20 protein-coding genes are annotated in these 21,531 nt (G+C 33.5%); all 20 read right to left on the reverse strand.

The window, feature by feature from the left end; translation table 11 throughout:
• Positions 1–39: 39 nt before the first annotated feature.
• On the reverse strand, positions 40–321 hold the full coding sequence (locus tag IGJ23_RS08520; RefSeq protein WP_438718850.1) for a hypothetical protein: 282 nt from the start codon (positions 319–321) through the stop codon (positions 40–42).
• 17 nt (positions 322–338) lie between these two features.
• Entirely contained in the window at positions 339–476 is a 138-nt protein-coding gene (locus IGJ23_RS08525) for a CD1375 family protein (RefSeq protein WP_010720098.1), read from the reverse strand.
• A gap of 31 nt (positions 477–507) precedes the next feature.
• Positions 508–831 carry a hypothetical protein gene (locus IGJ23_RS08530; RefSeq protein ID WP_088764506.1) on the reverse strand — a complete coding sequence of 108 codons (324 nt, stop codon included), beginning with the start codon at positions 829–831 and terminating at the stop codon, positions 508–510.
• A gap of 15 nt (positions 832–846) precedes the next feature.
• Positions 847–2,955 carry a BppU family phage baseplate upper protein gene (locus IGJ23_RS08535; protein ID WP_080292491.1) on the reverse strand — a complete coding sequence of 703 codons (2,109 nt, stop codon included), beginning with the start codon at positions 2,953–2,955 and terminating at the stop codon, positions 847–849.
• Complete coding sequence (locus IGJ23_RS08540) at positions 2,955–4,004, reverse strand: hypothetical protein (RefSeq protein WP_010718748.1); 1,050 nt, start codon at positions 4,002–4,004, stop codon at positions 2,955–2,957. The genes IGJ23_RS08535 and IGJ23_RS08540 overlap by 1 nt, the downstream gene beginning before the upstream one ends.
• Complete coding sequence (locus IGJ23_RS08545) at positions 4,004–5,044, reverse strand: phage tail protein (protein ID WP_010718747.1); 1,041 nt, start codon at positions 5,042–5,044, stop codon at positions 4,004–4,006. The genes IGJ23_RS08540 and IGJ23_RS08545 overlap by 1 nt, the downstream gene beginning before the upstream one ends.
• A gap of 8 nt (positions 5,045–5,052) precedes the next feature.
• Positions 5,053–5,874 carry a phage tail domain-containing protein gene (locus IGJ23_RS08550; RefSeq protein WP_034867907.1) on the reverse strand — a complete coding sequence of 274 codons (822 nt, stop codon included), beginning with the start codon at positions 5,872–5,874 and terminating at the stop codon, positions 5,053–5,055.
• A gap of 3 nt (positions 5,875–5,877) precedes the next feature.
• A complete protein-coding gene (locus IGJ23_RS08555) occupies positions 5,878–12,711 on the reverse strand; it encodes a phage tail tape measure protein (protein ID WP_438718847.1) in 6,834 nt (2,277 codons plus the stop codon).
• A 193-nt stretch (positions 12,712–12,904) separates the two neighbouring features.
• Entirely contained in the window at positions 12,905–13,225 is a 321-nt protein-coding gene (gpG, locus tag IGJ23_RS08560; RefSeq protein ID WP_010718743.1) for a phage tail assembly chaperone G, read from the reverse strand.
• Between the two features lie 247 nt (positions 13,226–13,472).
• A complete protein-coding gene (locus IGJ23_RS08565; RefSeq protein WP_034867903.1) occupies positions 13,473–14,057 on the reverse strand; it encodes a major tail protein in 585 nt (194 codons plus the stop codon).
• Between the two features lie 59 nt (positions 14,058–14,116).
• Positions 14,117–14,527: a hypothetical protein gene (locus tag IGJ23_RS08570; protein ID WP_034867901.1), complete on the reverse strand. Its 411-nt coding sequence runs from the start codon at positions 14,525–14,527 to the stop codon at positions 14,117–14,119.
• Positions 14,524–14,928: a hypothetical protein gene (locus IGJ23_RS08575; protein WP_034867899.1), complete on the reverse strand. Its 405-nt coding sequence runs from the start codon at positions 14,926–14,928 to the stop codon at positions 14,524–14,526. The genes IGJ23_RS08570 and IGJ23_RS08575 overlap by 4 nt, the downstream gene beginning before the upstream one ends.
• Positions 14,921–15,247 carry a phage head-tail adapter protein gene (locus tag IGJ23_RS08580; protein ID WP_371126304.1) on the reverse strand — a complete coding sequence of 109 codons (327 nt, stop codon included), beginning with the start codon at positions 15,245–15,247 and terminating at the stop codon, positions 14,921–14,923. Before IGJ23_RS08580 ends, IGJ23_RS08575 begins: the two co-directional genes overlap by 8 nt.
• A gap of 10 nt (positions 15,248–15,257) precedes the next feature.
• The gene (locus tag IGJ23_RS08585; protein WP_010738226.1) at positions 15,258–15,620 is read right to left on the reverse strand and encodes a head-tail connector protein; all 363 of its coding nucleotides are present in this window, start codon (positions 15,618–15,620) and stop codon (positions 15,258–15,260) included.
• Positions 15,621–15,666: 46 nt separating this feature from the next.
• Positions 15,667–15,804 carry a HeH/LEM domain-containing protein gene (locus tag IGJ23_RS08590; protein WP_080292490.1) on the reverse strand — a complete coding sequence of 46 codons (138 nt, stop codon included), beginning with the start codon at positions 15,802–15,804 and terminating at the stop codon, positions 15,667–15,669.
• A gap of 59 nt (positions 15,805–15,863) precedes the next feature.
• A complete protein-coding gene (locus IGJ23_RS08595; RefSeq protein ID WP_034867897.1) occupies positions 15,864–17,003 on the reverse strand; it encodes a phage major capsid protein in 1,140 nt (379 codons plus the stop codon).
• 2 nt (positions 17,004–17,005) lie between these two features.
• On the reverse strand, positions 17,006–17,731 hold the full coding sequence (locus IGJ23_RS08600; RefSeq protein ID WP_034867895.1) for a head maturation protease, ClpP-related: 726 nt from the start codon (positions 17,729–17,731) through the stop codon (positions 17,006–17,008).
• 34 nt (positions 17,732–17,765) lie between these two features.
• Positions 17,766–19,001: a phage portal protein gene (locus tag IGJ23_RS08605; RefSeq protein WP_088762923.1), complete on the reverse strand. Its 1,236-nt coding sequence runs from the start codon at positions 18,999–19,001 to the stop codon at positions 17,766–17,768.
• Between the two features lie 3 nt (positions 19,002–19,004).
• Positions 19,005–20,792: a terminase large subunit gene (locus IGJ23_RS08610; RefSeq protein ID WP_034867889.1), complete on the reverse strand. Its 1,788-nt coding sequence runs from the start codon at positions 20,790–20,792 to the stop codon at positions 19,005–19,007.
• On the reverse strand, positions 20,783–21,304 hold the full coding sequence (locus IGJ23_RS08615; RefSeq protein WP_010719498.1) for a phage terminase small subunit P27 family: 522 nt from the start codon (positions 21,302–21,304) through the stop codon (positions 20,783–20,785). Before IGJ23_RS08615 ends, IGJ23_RS08610 begins: the two co-directional genes overlap by 10 nt.
• Positions 21,305–21,531: the final 227 nt, after the last annotated feature.

Below are 21,531 nucleotides of genomic sequence, written 5' to 3' on the forward strand. Positions count from 1 at the left end.
TACCTCACCACCTTTCAAACATAAAAAAGAAGCACAGAATTATTTCCGTACTTCCTTCTCGATTTCAGTAACTTTGTCATCGATTCGCTTCACATCTGAACGTATAAATTCAAATCCTTTATTCAACTCATTCAACGTAGCCAAAAAGTCTCGTCGGTCCTGTTTTGAGCTTTCTCTTTCATCATGTAGTTCATTTCGATAGTAAATATTGATTCGCCAAGAAGCGAAAATAATAAACCCGATCAATATAACTGTTAATGGTAAAAAAATAAGCCCGTCGATTGCGACTAGCTTGTTAAAAATCTGATCGATACCTTTCATTTTTTCTCACCCTCTTCCTATTCAGTGAGAATTTCTTTCACTTTTTCATCTTCTTTTTTATCCAAAATTGCTTGAACTTTCTTTTTTAATGTTTTAGGTACGTCATCAATCGTTTTCTTTCCTTTTTTGATTCGGTCTGCATAGATGTTTTCCATGTTACTCACTCCCTAATGAATATTCATAAATTTAGGTCATTGCCACTTGTAAATTCGTAACTTGTTCATTTAATGATTGATTATTTTCTTTAAACGCTTGATTTTCCTCTTGAACTTGTTCAAGCTGTTGTTCGGTCTTACGATGGATTTCTTCCAACAACTCTAGTTTTTTAGAGAAATCTTGTGTGACAACTTCTTCCCATTTCCGTTCACTCGGATTCCAAAACTGACGATCTAACGGAATATCTGGTAATGGTGGTACCAAGGTATACGGCACTCCTTCTGGGAAATCATCTGGCATATTTTCCCATACCTTGCAACCTACTGGATACATATATTCATACATTGTTTTCATTAGTTATTCCCCCTATTAATTTGGCCACGCATCATTTGTAAAATAGCTGATGGTTCCAGAACACTCTTGATTTTCTGGTAAATTTGTAGTAGAAACCATCACAACAATTCCCGAAGCATTTGCGTAAACAGATAATGCAGGATTTCGATTGGTTTTATTTGCCAAAGTTCCACCCCAATCCTTTAGCGAAATCGGATTATATCCTCTTGGAAAAGGCATTAAAACTTTCCATCCAGCAAAATTTGCTGATTTATTTGTAATCGCAAAATTAGCCACTACACTTCGTCCACATCGTTCAAATCTGACTGAACTTTCATTGGTAAAATCTGTTGTATTCGTTGTTTTTACTGTTTTTGAAACAAAACGATCTAAAGCTACTGGTGTATCATTCACTGTTGGTGTTTGTCGAAAGTCTTTAAAACCATCAATAGATTCATTTCCTGAATTATGAACCACACAGTCTTCTCTCGCAAAACTCTTTTCTGTATACTCAGGTGTGATGTCCCAGCTGTAATCATTTGGATTAACACTATCTTTCAAGCCTTCACCGAAATATTTATAATCTATGATATTCGGAGTAGCTACATCTCCTTCTTCTATTTTTAACCACTCAATTGTGCAATTTCCAAGTGTATTTTTTGGTACTTGGTAAAGTTCGATATTGCTAGGATTAGCAGTAGCTACCTCATTAGGTGTAAAAGTTAAACGCCATGTATCAACTAAACCATTCACAGGGGTTAATGTGCCGTAATCAATCGAACCATTTCCAAATAGTTTAAAAGACTGATTGACTGGCTTCGTTCCTTTTAGTGTAATTGTCATGGTTTTCCCTATTTCCAACTTCTTTTTCATCTTTGCGGCATACAAATTATAAGTTGATGTATTTATTGGAAATACAACCGACTGATTTGCCAGATTTTCATTCAAAGGAATTTTGGATATCTGCCATGGTTTTTCAAATAAGTTGGGGTGATATGGCGTAGGTATTGCTCCTTCTTCTAACTTGATATATTCTATACTGATTGATCCATCCACTATTTGGGAATTACTATCTAAACGTAGATAAGTACGCTCTACTTGTTTCATCTCTGATACACTACCAGTCACAGAAATCATTTTTGTTTCTCCAACTAACGTATCAGCTAAGTTTGTTCCCAGCAGAATGTTACCTCCAGGAAATTTTCTATAAGTTAGTCGAACTTTTGACAAGTCTCCTACAAAATCCTCATTCACTGTTACCTTAGCAGAAAGCGTATAGGTTGTTTGGGGCTTGATTTGCATGACATTTCCTGTTTCAGCACCAAATCCAGAATTTCTAAAAGTTAATTTTACACCCCTATTTTCGTTGGTGATTGTTACATTATCTTTTGTTGTAAAATAATCACTAGTTATAGTGCTTAATAGATTTGGATTTCCACTATAATCATAGTCCCAGAAGTCGATGCTGTTACTGTACATCTTTTTCAGCTTTCCAAGGTTGCCTATTTGCTGATTAGTTTGATCAATACAGTCATTCGCCTTATCAATATTGGTATTGAGAGCTGCGATATCTTGATTAGCTTTCGTGATTTTGTCGTTTGTGTCTTTTAGTTTTCCATCAATCTGAGTTTCGGATTCCGCAATTTTTTGATCAATCTCTAACTTTCTATCAGCTAGAATTTTTTCAATTTTATCAATGTTTTGACTAAAACCATTGAAATAATAATCTTCTAGTTCTGGCATACTGTCATCAATTGGACTGCGTTTGATGTAAAAAGTAAAACGACCAGCTGTATCTAACGAGAGGTCGTTTGGAAAATCAATATATACGCTACCTTCTACTTTTCCGACATATCCTAAAATATTATCTTCTAATACAATAGATACAATACCATTCACACGATCTTCAATAGTGGCAAGATAGTCATGTTTTCCATATCCGCCTTCTGCTGTTTCAGATTTGAACCTCAATCGAATTGGAACGGTCGTCCCTTCCGCTAAACTAAGCGGAGTATTCTCTTTCATCAGTTTGAATCTTAGTTTGGCTGTTCCTCTGTCATGCGACCAAAAAACAATGTTTGTATAAATTGGTTTCGTAGCTTCCGCTTGAATACAAATGATTGAATCGTTAGTTTTATACATCATTAACCCAACACTAGTCCTTTCTTAATGTATAGACCACAACCAGTAACTTTCGTTTGCGTATCAGCAAAGCTAGTGGGCGGCTCGCGGCGTATCAAGCCATCGTCAGATTGCGCACCAACTACATTCTGTGAGCCGACAATATCACTGATAAGAATCGTTCCCATGAATTTCGCTCTGATAGCAATGTTTTGTTTATAAAAATACGTTCCGTTGTAAACATGACACTGTGAAGTACCATTTATACATATTCCCATGGACGCAGTATTTCGATTATCATTTGCAAATTTACATTTTACAACCGACATATAACCACTTTGATCAGCTAACAACTGATAGATACTACCTCCGTATGTAGGACCATTGGCAGTATCAACAAATTGTAATCCACTGACCTGAATGTAGCCGCGGACATAATAAAATGCGATACTTCTAACTTTAACTGGCAAATCCGAGGTTGAAACATCAATGTTATCTATATTGTCTCTGCATCGTACATATACTGATGTCACGTTAACGTTTCTAAGAACAGCATCTTCCAAATATACACCGGAATCAATCCATATTGTAACTGATGGGATAGTAATCAAAGGTACTTGGTTGAAAGCCATTTGAATAGTCGCAAACGGATTCTCTTCCGAACCGTCTCCAGTTTGATCACTTCCATTGCTTGCTGAAACGTAAATGTTAATTTGTGCAGCGGAACCACCTATGATTTGTTCAATACTCCCATTTAATTGTCCCACTTGTTTTTGCATATTTAGTTGTTTGTTCTGCAATTCGTCTATTTCTCCTCTAAATAGTCGTTCAGATGCAATCAAACGTTCTTGAAGAACGCTATACGTTTCTCCTTTATAATCGACTCTCCCATCTACTACTTCATTTGGCGAATCTCCACCAGAAGATAGTACAAGATTATCAATTCGATTGTTTAAATAATCGTCATTTTCTTTTAAGGAGGTTTCTAAGTCATTTAAACAATCAACATTATGATTAAATATTTCTTTCCATTTTCCTGTAATAAGATTAGTGGTTAATTTCTTTAATAACATCAAACTACTCCTTTCTTTACCATATTCGCTAAAATAGCCGTCATTGTCTTCTTTGTATTACTTAATGTAATTTCTGGTGGTTTGTTAGGAATTGCTGGATAAGTTTTTATTCCCACTACTTGTATATAAGTATTAATATTTAGTGGTTCATAAATAAATGGTACGTAATCTCCTTTTTGAGGATTGATTTTCCATTTTAAAGTAACTGATCCAGAAATACTTGGATAATCTTGTAAATCGTTTTTTAAACGTTCAAGCATATTTCCCGATATCGTATAGCGTTCATCAGTAACCGGATCTTGAATCCTAATTCCCCATGTTTCTGATTCCGGACTGGTATACGTGATTGGTGTAAACACATAATCACTATCTTTTGGATTTTCTGTGTTAATACCTTCTTTCAATTTTCCATAGCCTTTAATCTGAGTTTTCAATGAGTAAGTATCAATATCAAACGTAACATCATCAGTATTATATTTATAGCGAATTTGTTCTTCTACTTTCTGACCATACTCACTAATCGGATAAAACATAAGATGCTTATTATTAGGAATAACCACTGCATTATAATCTGAAAGAAGCTCATTAATTAGCTTCAAATAATTTCCATCACCAAAATTCTCTTGTTGAACAGTTAAAAACTTTTTATTTGGATCAATAACTTCCCATGTAAATCCTCGATTACCAGCTTTAAAAATATGTGTCAACAATTGATTAATCGATTTTGTACCTGTTACTTTTTCATATTGATAACCATCTTGAATTGTATAATAAATATGTGTTGCAACTATCTGTTTGGTTACTAATCCACCTACTACATTTTTAGTCATTTTTTTTATAATAAATTCTTGACCATTAAAAGTAATCGAGGATTCATACTCAATCAAATCAAACACTTCTTGATTGATCAAATTTGTTACTGATAGCCCAATTTCCCAAGTTTCATTTTGTTGCCAGTCCTCATAAAAAGAATCCTTGTCATACCTGACAAGGATTTCTTCTTTGGTTTGTTCATAATTTCGAACAATTATATCATCCATTTAATCACCTACTTATACAAAAAACGAAAATCCCACGAAGAATTTACTCGAGTAATATTTTGGATTTCGATTTCGTTTATCCCCTCTACTAAATTGATCAAACCGTGATTTGTATTAATACCACAACTTACACCATTTAATTTGGGAATCACTCCGTCCAAAATTAGCATCTGACCAAGATTCGTCGAAAGTGATGGATAGTAAATAAATCGATCACCAGTTGTTTTATTAAAGATTGTCACATTTCCTTCTGATTCTCCTTCTAATGTAATTCTTAAATAATGTTCTCGTGGATCAATTTCAAAGCTACCAGCATTATAAATAATAAAATTACTTGTTTTATGTTTATATTTATAGTCCTCAGAAATTAACCCCTGAGAAAACTGCCAATCATTTTCTAACGTAAAACCATTTAAAGTCGTTGATAAAGATTCAGAACAGCCAGATGGAACATCAAATGTAATCTCAATTGTAGAATAATCATTTGCTTCTTCAGTTAATTCAAAATTTTTAGGATTGACTTTAAACCTTTTACCAGGACTCAAATCATAACCAATATAATATTGATATCCTATAAAAATCATTTCATAAAGTTCAGTAAGGAGTAATTCCTTATCATATTTATTCTTATAAAAGATGTCTAAAGTCAAGACTAATTCAAAAGGACGAAAACTAGCATTTATTTCTCTGCTACCGTTCGTCCCTTGAAATTCTTCATAACTTGCCTCATATACTGGCGCCTGACGTTTGATTTCTTTACAAATAATCCTGTTTTTCTCTTGTGGATCAAATATATGACCATTTTGATTAAACATCAATTTATAAAACATTCATCATATACCTCCATTTATATATCGGAGTTTCGCTAAATCTGCCCCCATGTAACTATTTGCAGATTTACCAATATCAGAAGATTTAATAATAAAGTCTTTTCCTAAGATTGCTTTTAAAATGGCCATCATTTCGTTATGTTGTTGTTGCTGTTGTTTAATTAAAGCAAGTAATTCTTCAGAATGATTATCATTTTGTCCAATACGCATTATTTGTTTTGATTTGCCTGATAGGAAAGCGAGTACTTCCCCTACCAATTCAATAGCTCTCGTTTTTTTAGTTAACGGAACAACTACTTCAGGTTTATTTCCTTCCCCACCACGGAAAAGACCATCCTTCATAATCCAACCACCATTTTCATAACCAACTCCACGCCAACCATTTAATAAACTCCCATATCTACTCAAAGTATATCGAATCGAAGCAAGAATATTTGAAAGTGGATCATAAATATCTTTATTGTAGGGAGGAAGTGCGTAAGAACGGAATGTTGTATCAATTACTTGCATTAAACCTTTAGAAGGTATCCCAGCTGCTGCATTGCTATCCCAATTATTAATTGCTTTAGGATTTCCATTAGATTCAGTTTGCATTTGATGCAATAGAGCGTTTAAATTTGCTGAATTGTATTGACCAGTCATTTTTAGTGCTTTTATTGCTACAGAACGCCAACGCTCAACCCCCGTTGAACTTCCTACTTTAAAGATATTACCCACTCCCAAAAGTCCATTTAAATGAATATGATCAAAGTGATCACCATCTGGCCAAGCAGTCCATTGTCCACTTGCTCCTGTTCCAGACATACCGGATCTATCTCTTACTCGACCATTCGTAATAACATAAGCAATTTTCGATGGAAACTTCTCAAATGCATAATTAGCTGCAGCTGTATATCGACTATCACCAGAAACACCAGGATATGCTAAATCAATTGCTTGTCTTTTTCCATGATAGTATCTATCTCCAGGACGATATCCCGATGTAACAGTTAAACCTGGGAATTTGGCCATCACTCTTTGGGCAATATTAACTAAATACTGATAAACACCATTTGCATTTACTGCACCATCAAAATTTCCATGTGTAAAGAATTCACTCAATTTTGTTTGAAGAAATTTATTCGATGCTTTTGCCATTACTTTTACGCCAGATTTGGTCATATCTAGCCATAAATTAGTAAGATTACTATAATCAACTTTTCCATCTAAAAATTTAAGAACAGCATTTTCATTATCCAACAAATCAGCTAAATCGAAATTATTAGTACCATTAGCATATCTAGGAATATTTATATATTTTTTCAATTTTTTAGTAAGTGTTGCATTTAAAACTTGTGTTCCTTTTGGTAAATTAACCAATAAGTCTCGCCCTTTAGCAATGAAGCCTTTTCCGTTTGGCATTTGTACATATTCTTCATGAACTGGACCTTTTTGATCATTAATCATTGCTAAACCACCAGGATGTCCTACTGTTCCTTTTGCATACTGTGGTATTGCCCAATTACCAATCGTCTTACTTGATTCAACTTCTTTTAATACATAGTTAACGCCAGAAATAACCCCATTAACACCTTTTCCAATTCCTCCTACCATTCTATTAGCTACGCTATTCATAGTTGAGGATAGAGGGCTTCCCATTGAATTGATTCCATTAATCAAAGATTGCATTAAAAATAAACCTGCAGCATTAAATCCGCCATTTTTTGAACGAAGATTATTAATCGAATCGTTACCAAGCTGATTTACACGGGCTATGAATGATCCATATAATGAATTCCAACCATTAAGATTATTTTGTTGCCATGATCGACCGTTGTTGTATATAGGAGTATTGTAGTTTCTGAGCGTAACCATCACTTGATTACAAAACGAATTGATTGTAGCAATAAATGTCCCAGTTAAACTATTCCAACCTGTCATTAGATTTCGATTCCACGAAATACCTAAATTATAATTAGGTATATTTTGTGCTTTTAACTGGTTCATGTAATTTGAAACAAATATATTTTCATTACTTGTAAACTGTGGAACCATTTCATTCCAACCAATAATCATGTTAGATATCCATTCAGTTCCAATCAATTTATATTGATCATTTTGGCTTACAAGATTGTCTAGTGAAACTTGTTGTAATGATTCAGAAGATTGAGTGTTACTACCTAATGTTGATCCTGTATTATTTTTTAAGGTATTAATCAATTCTTCAATTGCTTGAATTAGCGAATTAAAACTAGTCACTGTAGTAATTTCACCAATTCCATTTGCATATTTAGGAATAAATTGCCTTGTTTCTTTAGCATTTAATACCTTGGATCCTTTAGGCAAATTAGGTAAGAAAACATTTCTCCCCTCTGGGATAAATGGTACGCCACCTTTTGGTAAAACTAACTCTTTATAAAGTGGTCCCCTTTGATCATTAACAATTGCTGGACCACCTAAATGATAATTCGTTCCTTTTTCAAATCCTAAAATTTTAGCAAAGTGCAGACCATTAATAACCTTACCACCAATATCTGCTACTACTTTTAATGTTTTAGTAATTACTGAGTCACCTTTTGAAAACTTTTCAACAGCTTCTTTAGCTGCATCAGCTGGACCACTAGCATCATCCTTAGCCTGCAAGGTTTTAGGTATAGGATTGTTCTTTTGAAAATTATTTAATGCATTTTCTCCAATCAAAGCTTCTCTTTGAATATTAGATGAATCACCTTTTAATTCTTTTTTGTCAGTTTTTTTCTCGTTAAAGTATTTTATTGCAGAATTAGCATACATAGTAGCATTAAATAAATTTGATGAATCACCAAGTAGTCGTTTCAAGTCCGGTAATACTTTATTAAAATCATCAATTTTTATTGATCCATCAATTAATTTCGTTTTTAAATCTTCATTATTACCTAAAATTCCTTTTATCGGATCTGGCAATCTCTTCCATGCTTCTAGACTTTCTTGTGATTCCATGACTTTATTCATCAAATCAGTATTATCTGCTAACATTTCTTTTTGAAAATTTGGTAATTCCATCCATCTTCGATATGTTTCTTCAGAAGATAAAACAGTAGCAGTTAACTCTTTATTGTCTGCAAGTAATCTTTTCTCATTATCAGGAAGTTTTGACCATTCACTCCACATCCGATCAGATGATAAAATGGTTTCAGCGAACTCTGAATCATCTGCTAATAAATATTTTATCTCAGGTGATAACTGATCGAAACGCTCAAGTAGTTTTTCAGAATTGAAGATTTTAGTTGCAAATTCCGCATCGTCTAGCAGTAGTTCTTTAGTAGGATCATCTAAACTAGCCCAAGCATTCAACTTTTCTTCCGATCCATTGATGGCATCATAAAATTTGTAAGTGTTCAAATCTAAATCTTTTACTTGAAGCTTATAAGTATCCCAAAGTCCCAAATTCACGAGAGTTTCACCCATAACTTCAGGAGTATTGGAAGTTAAAATTGCTCTTTTTGAAGGAATATCTAATTCTTTCCACTTTCCAGCGTTTTCTAAGGCTTGAACTACATTTTTAGAACACTCATCTTCAAGTAATAGTTCCTTTTCATCCCACTTCATCGAATCCCAATAGCCATTTTCAACAGCTGCAATAGAAATTACATCTTTTGCATTAGTTTTTAAATTAGCATCATGAATAACAGGTTTTAATTCGTTCCATTTTGTAAAGTCTTTTGTTGCTTCAATTATTACTTCCTGAACATTTGATTTAACTTTTCCTGTTTTTGGATCTAAAGTTAGAGAATTCCAAACTTTTCCAGCATGAGTGCTTTGATCAGCAAACATTCCTAATTCTTCTGCAGTCTTTTTTGCATTTTCTGCAATTTTATTAGAAGTTTTCTCAGCTTGTTCTAGAATCTTTTCATTATTAGCAATAAAGGTTTTAGTATATTGCCCTGTTTCATCTATGGCTGCAGCTGTTGCACTAAATAATTGTCCATTTGAAAAATTTACTTGACTAATCAAATTAGGATATTTCTCAGCAATTACTGAAATTTGTCGATCAAATCCATCATTAGTTGTTTTGATATAATCGTCCATTTCATCTTCTAATGCATCAATGAGTTCTTTGCTTGCTCCTGCATCTTTCAATGCTTTTTTCTTTTCTTCAAGCATTTCTTTATACTTTTCAGTTGTCTCAGCTTTTTGTTTTGCCAATGATTGAATCCATGTTTTGGCTTCTTCTTCTGTTGCTTGTTCTACATCTCCGTTCATTGCAGCTAAAATACTTTTACGTTCTTTAGCAGTGACATCTAAAGTTTCAATATAAGATTTTGAAGTTTCTGTACTCAAATCTTGAATAATTTTTAATTCATTTGCAGTAAGTTCTCTTCCTTCATTTGCTGCATTTTGACGAATTTGTTTAATTTTTTCGTTGTTTTCCTGAATAGTAGATAATGATTTACACATTGTTTCTTTTTCAGAATCAGCAAATTCTTTCATCGCTTGCTGAACAGTTTCAGGAAGTCCTTTTAATGATTTATCAATAGCAGAAATTCTATTTGTTAATGATGTTTCTAATGACTTACCCGCTTTTTCAAAGTTATCAGCCATTGAAGTAGCATCAGCTTCAGTAAATCCTTGTTTCAATAATTCGAACTTACCATTAGCTCCGGTCAATTTATCTTGAACACCATCTAACGTACCATCAACTTCTCTTCCTACATCAACGCCCCATTGTTTTACACGTTGAGAAGAGTTCCATGCTTCTTCTCCAAAAGTTTTCCAAGCTGCGTACCCTAGAGCTAGAGTTCCTCCAACACCAACAATTCCAAGAAGAATTGGATTCAATCCTCCAAGTGCTGCTGTCATTGCTCCAATACCACTAGAACCTGCCGCTGAACTAGTAGCACTACCAAGAACAGTTGCTTTACCTGCAGTTTCTCCTAAGTTTTTAGCTAAATTGCCCAAACTAGCACTTCCATTAATAGAAACAGTGCTAAGAAAATTTAAACCTTTTTCAGCTGCTTTCATTGCTGAGCGTTTATTTAATTTTGCGTTTAAATCAACGAATGCTTGCCCAAAAGTTGAAATTTTAGAAGCTCCTGATCCAGCAATTTTTAGAACTGGTCCTGCGGCTGTAGTCCACGCGATGAGTTTTACAATAGATTTTTGAACTTCTGGGCTAGTATTTGAGAATGCTTTTGCAGCTTTACTTAATGTTTCAAGTAATGGTTTTGAAGCTTTTAGAGCATCTCTTAAAGCATCTACGAATGGTCCACCCATATCGATAGCTATATCAACAACTTCATTTTTCAGCGCCTTCACTTTTGATTCAGTGGTCTCATAACGTTTGTTGGCTTCATCTGTTAAAGCAGTATTTTCTTCCCAAGCTTGAGTTCCTCGTTTTATTGCACCTTCAAAAACACCACTAGCATTAGCTGCACGTAATAAACTATCCCGTAAGCGAACTTCTTTTATATCCATATCACTCAGAATAGAAATTGCAGAAGTTCCATGTTTTTCTGCTTCGCCAAGCCCTTTTACGAATTCAATAATCGCTTGAGAAGGATTGCTCTTAAATAATTTGGCAAATTCATCTGATGTTCTTCCGGTTACATCCGCAAAAGATGATAAGCTCCCTGCTGATTCACTAGCATTTTTGTACATTTCTTTTAGATCTTTAGACGAAATACCTATTTTTTTAGAAAGATCTGTTAGTTCTTTTCCTCCCCAAGTAATAGCATGAACAAATTGTTCCCAAGAATAACCATATCTGCTTACCGTTTGTTTTAGCGGTTCTAAAGCTCCAACACCTTTTTCAACTGCTAACTGCATTTGTACCATTACTTTAGAAAAAGCAGTTCCTCCAGCTTCAGCTTCAATACCTACAGAAGACAATGCCGCTGCAAAACTCATGATTTCAGCTTGACTCATTCCAACCTGTTTCCCTGCACCAGCCAAACGGAGTCCCATTTCTGTGATTTCTGACTCAGTAGTTGCTAGATTATTCCCAAGATCAACAACCACAGCACCTAGTCGCTCAAAATCTTTTTGAGACATTTGTGTGATATTTGCAAATCTAGCAAAAGACGTCGCTGCAGTTTCTGCAGACATATTGGTAGATTCTCCTAAATCAATCATTGTTTTTGTAAAACTTACAACGTTGTCAGTTTGAATCCCTAATTGACCAGCTGCTTCTGCAACTCCTGCAATTTCCTCATGACTTGCTGGTAATTCTTTCGCCAAATCTCTAAGCCCTTTTTCCAAATCACTATAGGAGTAAACTATATTACCATTGGAATCTACAATTTCGTCATTTGTTTTCTTTACCCCGGCAAATGCACTTTCCCATTTGACTGCCGCAGTTGTAACTGCAGTAACGGCTCCGGCAATCGGAATAGTCACGCCATGTGTTAAGGAAGTGCCGATATTCTGTGCTGAATTTCCAGCTTTTTGCAGAACATCAGATGTCTTATTAATTACTCCAGTTATTCCTGTTATTTTTGTTTGTAATTCTGCATATGCACCAATTGTTTGTTTAATCTGTGCTTCATAACTCGCTTGTCTAGCTGTTGCTTGATTTAATTGATTCGCATATTTGATAGTAGCTGATGTTGCTTTTCCATTTTCATCATAACTTTTTTTATATCTATCAGTTAATATTTCTATTTGTTTTTGATTAGCTTGTAGTACATTACCTAACCCAGTATATTTTGCTTGTAGTACACCTAATTTATTTCCAGAAGCATCCATAACTTGCATTTGCGCCTTCATTGCTTTCATCTGGTAATTAACAGCATTTCTAGCACCAGTTAGTCCCCTAGTTAATTTAGAACTATTCAAGTCAAGATTGATAATCATATTACCGATTGGTTTTCCAGTAGTCATAGTTATCCTCCTTCCTATAATGATTTCAAGAAATCTTTCAAGTCCATTTCTTTTGGTTTTTCTTTGGCTTTTTCAGAACATACAATTTGAATCAAACGATTGAAATTAGTATTTTCAATATCATTTACAGACCAACCAGCCTGAACTAATTGTCTAAATAAATTCAATAAATCATTCTTTGCTTCTGTAGGACTTACTTTTTTTCATTCTCTTCTGATGAAGGATCGATTCCTAAAATATCTAAAATAGGTTGGTTCAAAGCACTAAAAGCTTCATCATTTGTCAAACCTTGTAAAATAGACTCACGAGTAACTTCGTCACTGTTAAATAAAGAAATGTTAAATTCAACAAGTTCGTTAAATTGTTTAACTGCCGTAGTATTTTCTGCATACATACGTTCCTGACATTCTAAAGCATCTAACACATCTCCAGCAGTTAAATTATTTTTTTCATGAACAACTTTTTTTCCATCTTTATCTTTTAAAACTAATTGAGTCTTATTTTTGATTGCCATTTTTTTCTCTCCTTCATTAATTCAATCTAAAAAACAAAAAGAGAACTAAAAAACTAGTCCTCTTTTTGCACATTATTCACTAAATTTAATAGATCACTTTTTAATGTAATGTCATTAAAATTAATATTATTTTCCGTTAGCCATGACTTAATTTCAGCAACCGTATTTTTTTCATTTGGTTTATCTTCTTTTTCAGCCCTGTCTATCTCCCTACTTTTCAAACTTTTCAAAGAAACATCAGGGCTTACTACTCCCCCGCTGGAAATGTTAATGCCTTAAGAGCTTTAATTGATTCTTGGTCAGATCCAATGTACTTACCTACCGTTTGACCTTTAGCATCCCCTTCTGCATAGTTTGCAATTGCAGAAAACACATACTCTTCCGCTTCTGGTTCAAAAGCTTCATTTGTTAATGTATTTAATTTCATAGATTCACGGCTAAATTTACCTTTAAATGCTGCCAACAAAGCAGTTTCTCCACTTAGGTCAGAAGATTCTAATAGCACCGCACAATATGGAGGTTCAGTATTTTCTCCCATAAAACTAATTTTTTGATCATTAACCTTGTAACCTAATATTTTATCATTGACATCCTCTGGTAGATCTAATAATCCAAAATTAATACTGACATCCCCAGTACCTTTTTGAGAAACATAATAAGCAATATCAGAACCATGTACTTTAGTTGATTCTTTTGCTAATCCTGTAATTTCAGCCGAAACCGTAGCACCTTTATCTTGTTTCCCTTCAATTACAAACTGATTTTTTTCTGGAACTTTTCCGGTTTCATCAAATACTCCAATAGTTAATTTTTTAAATCCTACAAATGACATGATTTTTCCTCCTAAAAATTTAATAAAAAAAAAGACACAAAAATTTGCATCTTAATTCTTTAATATTTCGTATCATAAATTTTTGTATTTCCACGATATCTTCTTGCATCTACAAACCTATTTGTTTCTGCAAAATATTCATCAAGTCCTTGGCCACTTATTTGGCCAAATCCTATTTTTTTTAATTCATTTTTTATTTCATATTGAATTTGTTTACATGTGATTCGATATGCAGACTCTACATCTATTTGAATTAAATGTTCAACAGATAATTCTTTGTCGCTTCCATGATAAGCCTCATTTGGAACATCAACAGGTCTTATTGTGATAAATGGACCTGTTTTATCAGCTGTTTCTGGTTGTTGGTAAAATTTAATTCTTAGACTTTTCATTTTCTCATTATAGGTCATAGAATAAATATACTCATTTGAAACCAATGCATCATATATAATATTCAACATATCATTCATAAATTCTTTTTGACCTCCTCTGCAACTGTATTGAAATAAAGAGGTTCAGAATCTTTCAATGATTTAGTAATTACACCAAATCCTCTTGGTCTAATTTGTTTTCCATTTCTAGTATATCCCCATTCGTTCAAATGGATAATCCTATATCTTTCATGTGGACCATTCCAACCTATTTTTGCATTGGCCTGATTATTTCTAAAAATAGCTTCTGTTTTAACCACTTCATCAATGGTATAACCTTTATCTTTAAAAACAAGCATATCTTTTTGTAGTCTTTTCTCTACTTGTTTTGCACCTGCATCTACCGCTTCTTTAGTAATAGCTCTTATTTTTCGACTACCTAGTTTTTTTTCTAAATTTTTTAAAGTTTCTTGAACACCTTTAATTTCAACATCAGACATCATCAATCATTCCTAAAATAATAGTTATAAATCGATTTTCAGAAATATCGTTTCTGACATCTATAATGTTCCATTTCCCTTGAAGTCTATAATCCTCAATCTCAACATAATGTTTATTTGACGGAATATAAGAGCCACGAGTATCACGAATTACAACTGTTACAGCTTTTTTAGTTTCCTTACCATTCAGAATTTCCAAATCCTTTTTTGATGGATCATAAACTTCGGCACGAGCTTTATAAAGGATTACTTTTTCTTCATCTCCTGGTTCTGGACCTTTATGAGGTTGATATTCCCAAAAGCAAATAATCGTATTCATTTTTCCAGTCCTACTTTTCCTCATTTGTTTCTTCCTCCTTAAAAACCTTATATTCCGCTTTTAATTGAAGAAGAAGAGAATTGAAACCCAAGTCATATTCTCTAAGTACACCATTTTGACTACTGGATTCAATAGTTGCCGAACCTGCATGATAATAATGGTCTGTTAATAGCAAAATACCTAAATTTAATAAATCTATGGTTTCATTATCTTGCAAATAAAAAGAAGGCTTATCTTTTCCGATAGCCCCCTTTATATATGCAATTGCTGATCTAGCAGCTCGTATTATACCTATATCATCATTTGAATAGTCTTCTCGGATAGCTTCTTTTATCTCTTGTAAATCTAATTCATCCCTTGGATTTAAAATCATTTACATTCACCTAACTTAAATTAACGGAATTTTATTGATAATACGATTATTCTTCTTTAGATTCTTCTAATAAAGCAATTAAATCTTCTCTTTTATCAGAAGATTTATAAGAAATATTTTTCTCGTCTAAAAGATGTTTTAATTCCGAAACTCTCAAAGAAGTAAAATCATTTTTATCTGTCAAATTCGATTTATCCCGCGAATTATGAGATATTTGTTCAGAATCCCCATCTGTTGATGGGGTTACGCTTTTTTTATCGTAGCTAGACGGAACGCTGAAGCTAATTTAATTTGGTGATCAAACCACGCTGTTACCATGAAATAATTAATACCTTTATCATAGTCTTTGTATTGTTCATATAATACATCTGCAATATCGTAGTTCAAATGTGCATATGAGAAATCACCAACAACAGGTGTTGTAGCCGCATCAGTAAAGATTACTGGTTTACCTAAGACTTGCTCTGGTTGCGCATTGTATAATGTAGCACTTCCATTAGCTAAAGTTCGAATAATCGTTACATAATCAGAAAAACGCATATAAATTGTTGCATTTTCTCGAAAATCTTCGTGCAAGTCTGCTAAAGCATTAGTGATTGCTTCATATAAATCATTTCCTTCCACCTCCTTGATATTCACTTCGGTTTTATCATAGAAACTCATATGTTCTTCGCCACTTTTAGGTGAAGTAGCAAATGAAACTTTGCGTTCCTTTGCAGCAAGCCCTGCACGTAAATTATTTTCTACTGTTTGAACCAGGTTCGTATTCGTTCCCATCAATACTGTATCAGTAATTCCAGCTTTTACTTTTGTTTGAAATCGTCCAAAATTAACTGAATCTCCTTTTAGTTCTATTTCTTTAGCAGCTTCTCCATCTTGAATAAAATCATCGTCATCAATTGTGAATGAAATACGAGGAATTACAAGATTCGTAATTTGGGTTACTATTTCTTTTTCTCTCAACTGATTTTTTACTAGCGGTTCCGCAATAATATCATTTGTTAATGTAGAAGGCAGGAATTTATTTCCTTTTGTAGTTGAGTTATCTCCTAATACTTGCAGAACATCTGAATTCACAGGACGATTAGCCATCGTTGCTCGAATTAATTCTGCTTTTGCATCAATAATTTTTTGCTTAGGATCTGTGGCTTCTGTAAAGTTACCTTTCGAAAGGCTTGCTTTTTGTTCTACTTCCATTTGATCATGTTGATTCTTGATAATATCAAATCTTTGTTGTAACTCTGCTGCAGTTTTATTTAATTGATTTAATTCTTCAACAGTTACTGAAGTATCAGCTGCTTTTTGAGAAATTTCATCTTTAGTTTTTTGTATTTGTTTTCCTACCGTTGTCATATCTTGTTTTAATTCAAAAAGTGTCTTCATTTTTAAAGTCCTCCTAATACGTTAGTTATATATTCTTTATCTTTTTTTGCCTGTTCGATTATTTTTTTTCTTTCATGATCATCTATTTGATTTTCTTGTTTAGTCATTAAGAATTTCTCAGGAACTCTTTGATAATTACTAAAGAGTTTTTCGCTAATAGATGCTGCTATTTGATTCGAAGATTCAACAATGTCACATAAACCATAGTCAAATGCTTCTTTTGCTGATAACCAAGTTTCTTCAGCCATTATTTGTTTGATTTTTTCTTCTGTTAATTTCTCACCAGCTTTAGCAAGATAAGTTACAACTGATGATTCCGCAATTCTGTCAAGATCGTCAGCTTGTTTTCTTAATTCATTGGCATTACCTATAGCAAAAGACCACGGATTATGAATCATCATCATGCTATTTTCTGGCATAATAACCTTATCGCAACTAACTACGATTACACTGGCAATAGAAGCTGCTAGAGCGTCCACATAAGCTGTTACATATGCTTTATGTTGCTTTAACATATTTCCTATAGCAATTCCTTCAAAAACAGAACCACCAGGAGAATTCACATGTAAATTAATTTTTTTGACATCTCCAAGCTCTTTTAAATCTTTTTGAAAACTCGAAGCTGTTGTACCTGATTCATCCCATTTGAATGATGTAATTTCTCCAAAAATATAGATGTCAGCTTCATCTTGATCAACAGATTGTTTACATTCCCAAAACTTTTTCATAACTACCCTCCTTTCAAGGAAAAATAAAACAGACCTAACTATTTTTAGTTACGTCTGTTTCACTAGATTTATGCGATTTCCTTAATGTTGGATCCATTTCTTGCGGGTACATATCGCCTGAAATCCATAAATCAGCAGCTTTACCTCCACGTGGTGGCATTTCTTCAAGCATCCTTGCTTCATCTGGCGCCATCCATCCATCACGAATACCACCATGATAAAATTTCTGCCTAGCATCACTGTCCCCACGCAAGAGTCCCATCATATTGAACTTAAAGTAATAGCCTTTTATTCTTTCATTTTTTTGAAGTATCTTCTTGTTAAATTCTCTTTCATATTGCTTCACAATAGGAGTGAGAGTCATATTAACGAATAGTTGCATCAACTGTTCATTTGATGAGAAACTACTACTGTCGGAGTTCAAAAAAACACTAGGAACGTTAAAAACATTAGCAATACGATCTCGAGTAATTTCCTCAGTGATCTTCATGTCTGTTGCTACAAAGTTACGGTTCATTTCTTCAATAGTTATACCAGGCTCTTGAAAAAGTACACCGCCATTTTCTTCATAAAACCGTCGGAAATCTTCCACTACAGCTTTTTTCTTTTCTTCATCAACGCTAGTGTCATAAGTTAAAATGAATGAATCTCGTAATGATTGCATCTCTTTTAAAGAGAACTCACGAACAGCTTTATCAAAATCATTCGAATTTTTTAATACTTGTATTGGGCTAATTCCCTTCCAATTTCCATTTCCTGCAATGTGTCGCACATGAATAACATCAGAATTATGAAAGTAGAATGTTTTACCATCGTTATTCACTTGATACCATAATTCTTTACTACTCCTTTCAACAATAGGATTAACATAATTTGGATTGAACGGGATCAGTGATTCTAATTGCCCCCGAATATCTCGAACAATCAAAGCATAACCATTTCCGTTTGTATTTCTACTAACTTCCAATACATTAATTATTTGGTCTAAAGTTTGATTTTTATTAGGAAAATACATCAACCGATCCATCGATTCATCGAATTGCTGTTCACAATTCAAATATTTTTTAAATGGTAGACTGGATAATGTATTACTTAAACGAGAAATGATTGAAAATATATTTTCGTTAGTTTCAAGAGTTGAGTTTTCTAATCCAAAAAAAGTCTTTCCAATCCATGATTTAAAATTTTGATTTTCATAGGATCCTTTAATAATTGATTGTTTGATAAATTTAGGAGTTATTTTGTTAATAGTCCTTTGGAATTTATTCATTTATTAACCTCCTCTCATCATTTCTCTTATACTTATGAAGCCAACAGTTCCTGTTTGTTTTGATTTTTTAGCAAACATTTCCACTACACTTACATGACTATTTAACACTGATGCAAAACCGTCAATTTTTCTATTTTTTGATTGTTTCGTAGGCATCCAATTATTATTTCTATCTTGTACTAGTTTTACATTTGATAAATACCATCTAAAAATTTTTTGCTGATTATAAATAACTTTGCCATCTAAAAATCGTTCTTTTAAGTCTTTCATTGGTCCACCAAGAGTAGTGAATCCTTGAATAGCTTCTTCCATGACAAATCCAAAATCAATCATTTGTTGATTTAAAATCAGACTATTTCTTCGATCATATCTAACTTTCAACACTTTATATTTTTTTGATTGCTCCACAAACCAGTCAAAAACAAACTGATAATCAACATAACTTCCTGGTGTCACAGTTAAATCACCTGATTTTATCCAAGCATCCAACCGTTGTTTATTATTGTCGTTGTTATATCTTTCTTGCGAAATCCAACTATGTTCTAAAACTGCTATTTCTCCAGTTTCATAAATGGGAAATTCCAAATTAGCCGATGTAAAGTCTTGTGTTTCTGATAAGTCATATCCTCCAACACATTCTTCACCTTCCATCGTTTTCCAATCAATTATTTTGTTATTCTTATTAATTGTTTGCATATCTAAAAACGATAATTCGTCTATGTCAGAAAATAAATTAAACTGTTTTGTGAGCCAGTCAGCTTTCTCTTGAGGACTGTTACGTTCTGTTTTCCAGTCGGTTACTAAATCAACAAATGACATTAAGCCAATGTTAGGATTTGCTTTAATCCAGTTTCTTGGATCATCCGCTTCTGAAACATCGTCTAGTTTTGCTACAAAATAAAAAACCCGTTCATCCAGACCATCTTCAAGATGTTCTAAACAATCGAGTGCATTATCATAATATTGCATAAGTGGTCCATCAAGAACATAACCTGCTGTAGTTATATAAACTATTAGTGGTTGCCTTCGCGTACCGCGAGATTTTTTTATTACATTAATCAATTTGAAATTTATAAATTCATGGATTTCATCGAAAATCGCAAAATGAGTATTTAATCCATCGAGTTTTTTACTATCCGATGCTCGGGCCTCCATCTTAGAAAAAGTTGCTTCGTCTTTAATTAATGATCTTTGTGGCTTATACTTTTTGTCTAATCTAGGAGATTGCTTTACCATTTCCTTTGTTTTATCAAATAAAATTGATGCTTGATCTTTCGCATTGGCCAAAACATAGACATTAGCACCTTGCTCGTTATCATATCCCAACATATAAGCTGATAATCCGCTGATAAGTGACGTTTTACCATTTTTTCGTCCTACAAATGTCAAAGCTTCACGAAAACGTCGGATTCCTGTTTCTTTATGAATCCATCCAAACATTGAACCAATGATAAAATGTTGCCATGGTTGCAAAATAAATCGGTCAAAGTCTCCTTCAGTCGGACGGCAATTATCTTCAATAAATCGAATTGGACGATGCCCTACTTCTTCATCAAAAATCCACGGAAATTCTTCGGTTCCTTGTCGTTCTAAATCTAATATATGCCTTTTAGCAGCAAGAATATTTTCTTTACTCGCTGGTATAGATTCATCGATCAAACGTTCAGCGTACCAAGTAGTCAATAATTCTGGATAGGGTTCTAATAATATCCCGCCCCAAGAAGCTTGTTCCTCCTTGTAGTTTTCCCACCATTTTTCTAACTCAGAATAAGATAAAGAAGTCAATTCCATTCTGAATCATCTTCTTCATCTTGAGATAGTTTTATAGCTAATTTTGCTCTAGAAGCTGGAGAAAGTCCTAAATCTCCACCAAAAACACGTAAATTTTTGGAACATGTATCCATTTGTTTTGATAATGGATTCCCATACATCTCTGGTGGTTCATTGAATTCTTTACCACTTGCTTCAGCAAGCTCTTTATTTCGTTTGTATTCTTTTTTGTACTCTCTTTGCATTTTTCTATATTGCTTTCTTAATTCTACATATTGAGAGTACCAATCACTATACATAGCCATTAAGTATACATCTGGATTCATCACTAATTCGACTGATAGTAATTCATTTTTAATAAAATCAAACACTTCTTTTCCCTGCTTATCTAGCCACGAAGGAGCCCTGATTTCATCTGTATTCATTTTTAATTTTTCTTCAACTTCTGCTCGCTTTTTCAATTCTTTTGTATTTCTTTTGTTTGGATTTTTTTGGAGCAATTGTAATCTTGCACTTTTAGCTGGTCTTGGCATAATTTCACCTTCTTTCATTATTTTCTAATCGTCTAAAAAAATCGAAAAGCGGTATTTGTGTAAAGGAAGGGGCGCACCGGTCTTGGCGCCCCTCCTGTTTCTATTTTTCTAAGTAGGGGGGCTAGTTACCTCTGTATCTTTTAAGTTCTATTTCCACTCTTAAATTCTCACACACTAATCTAGGTGTCGCTAAAACTTGGTGATTAGTCTCGTCTCACGAGATACAT

The organism is Enterococcus sp. DIV1682a, from assembly GCF_051711005.1.
Classification (GTDB): Bacteria; Bacillota; Bacilli; order Lactobacillales; family Enterococcaceae; genus Enterococcus_B; species Enterococcus_B hirae.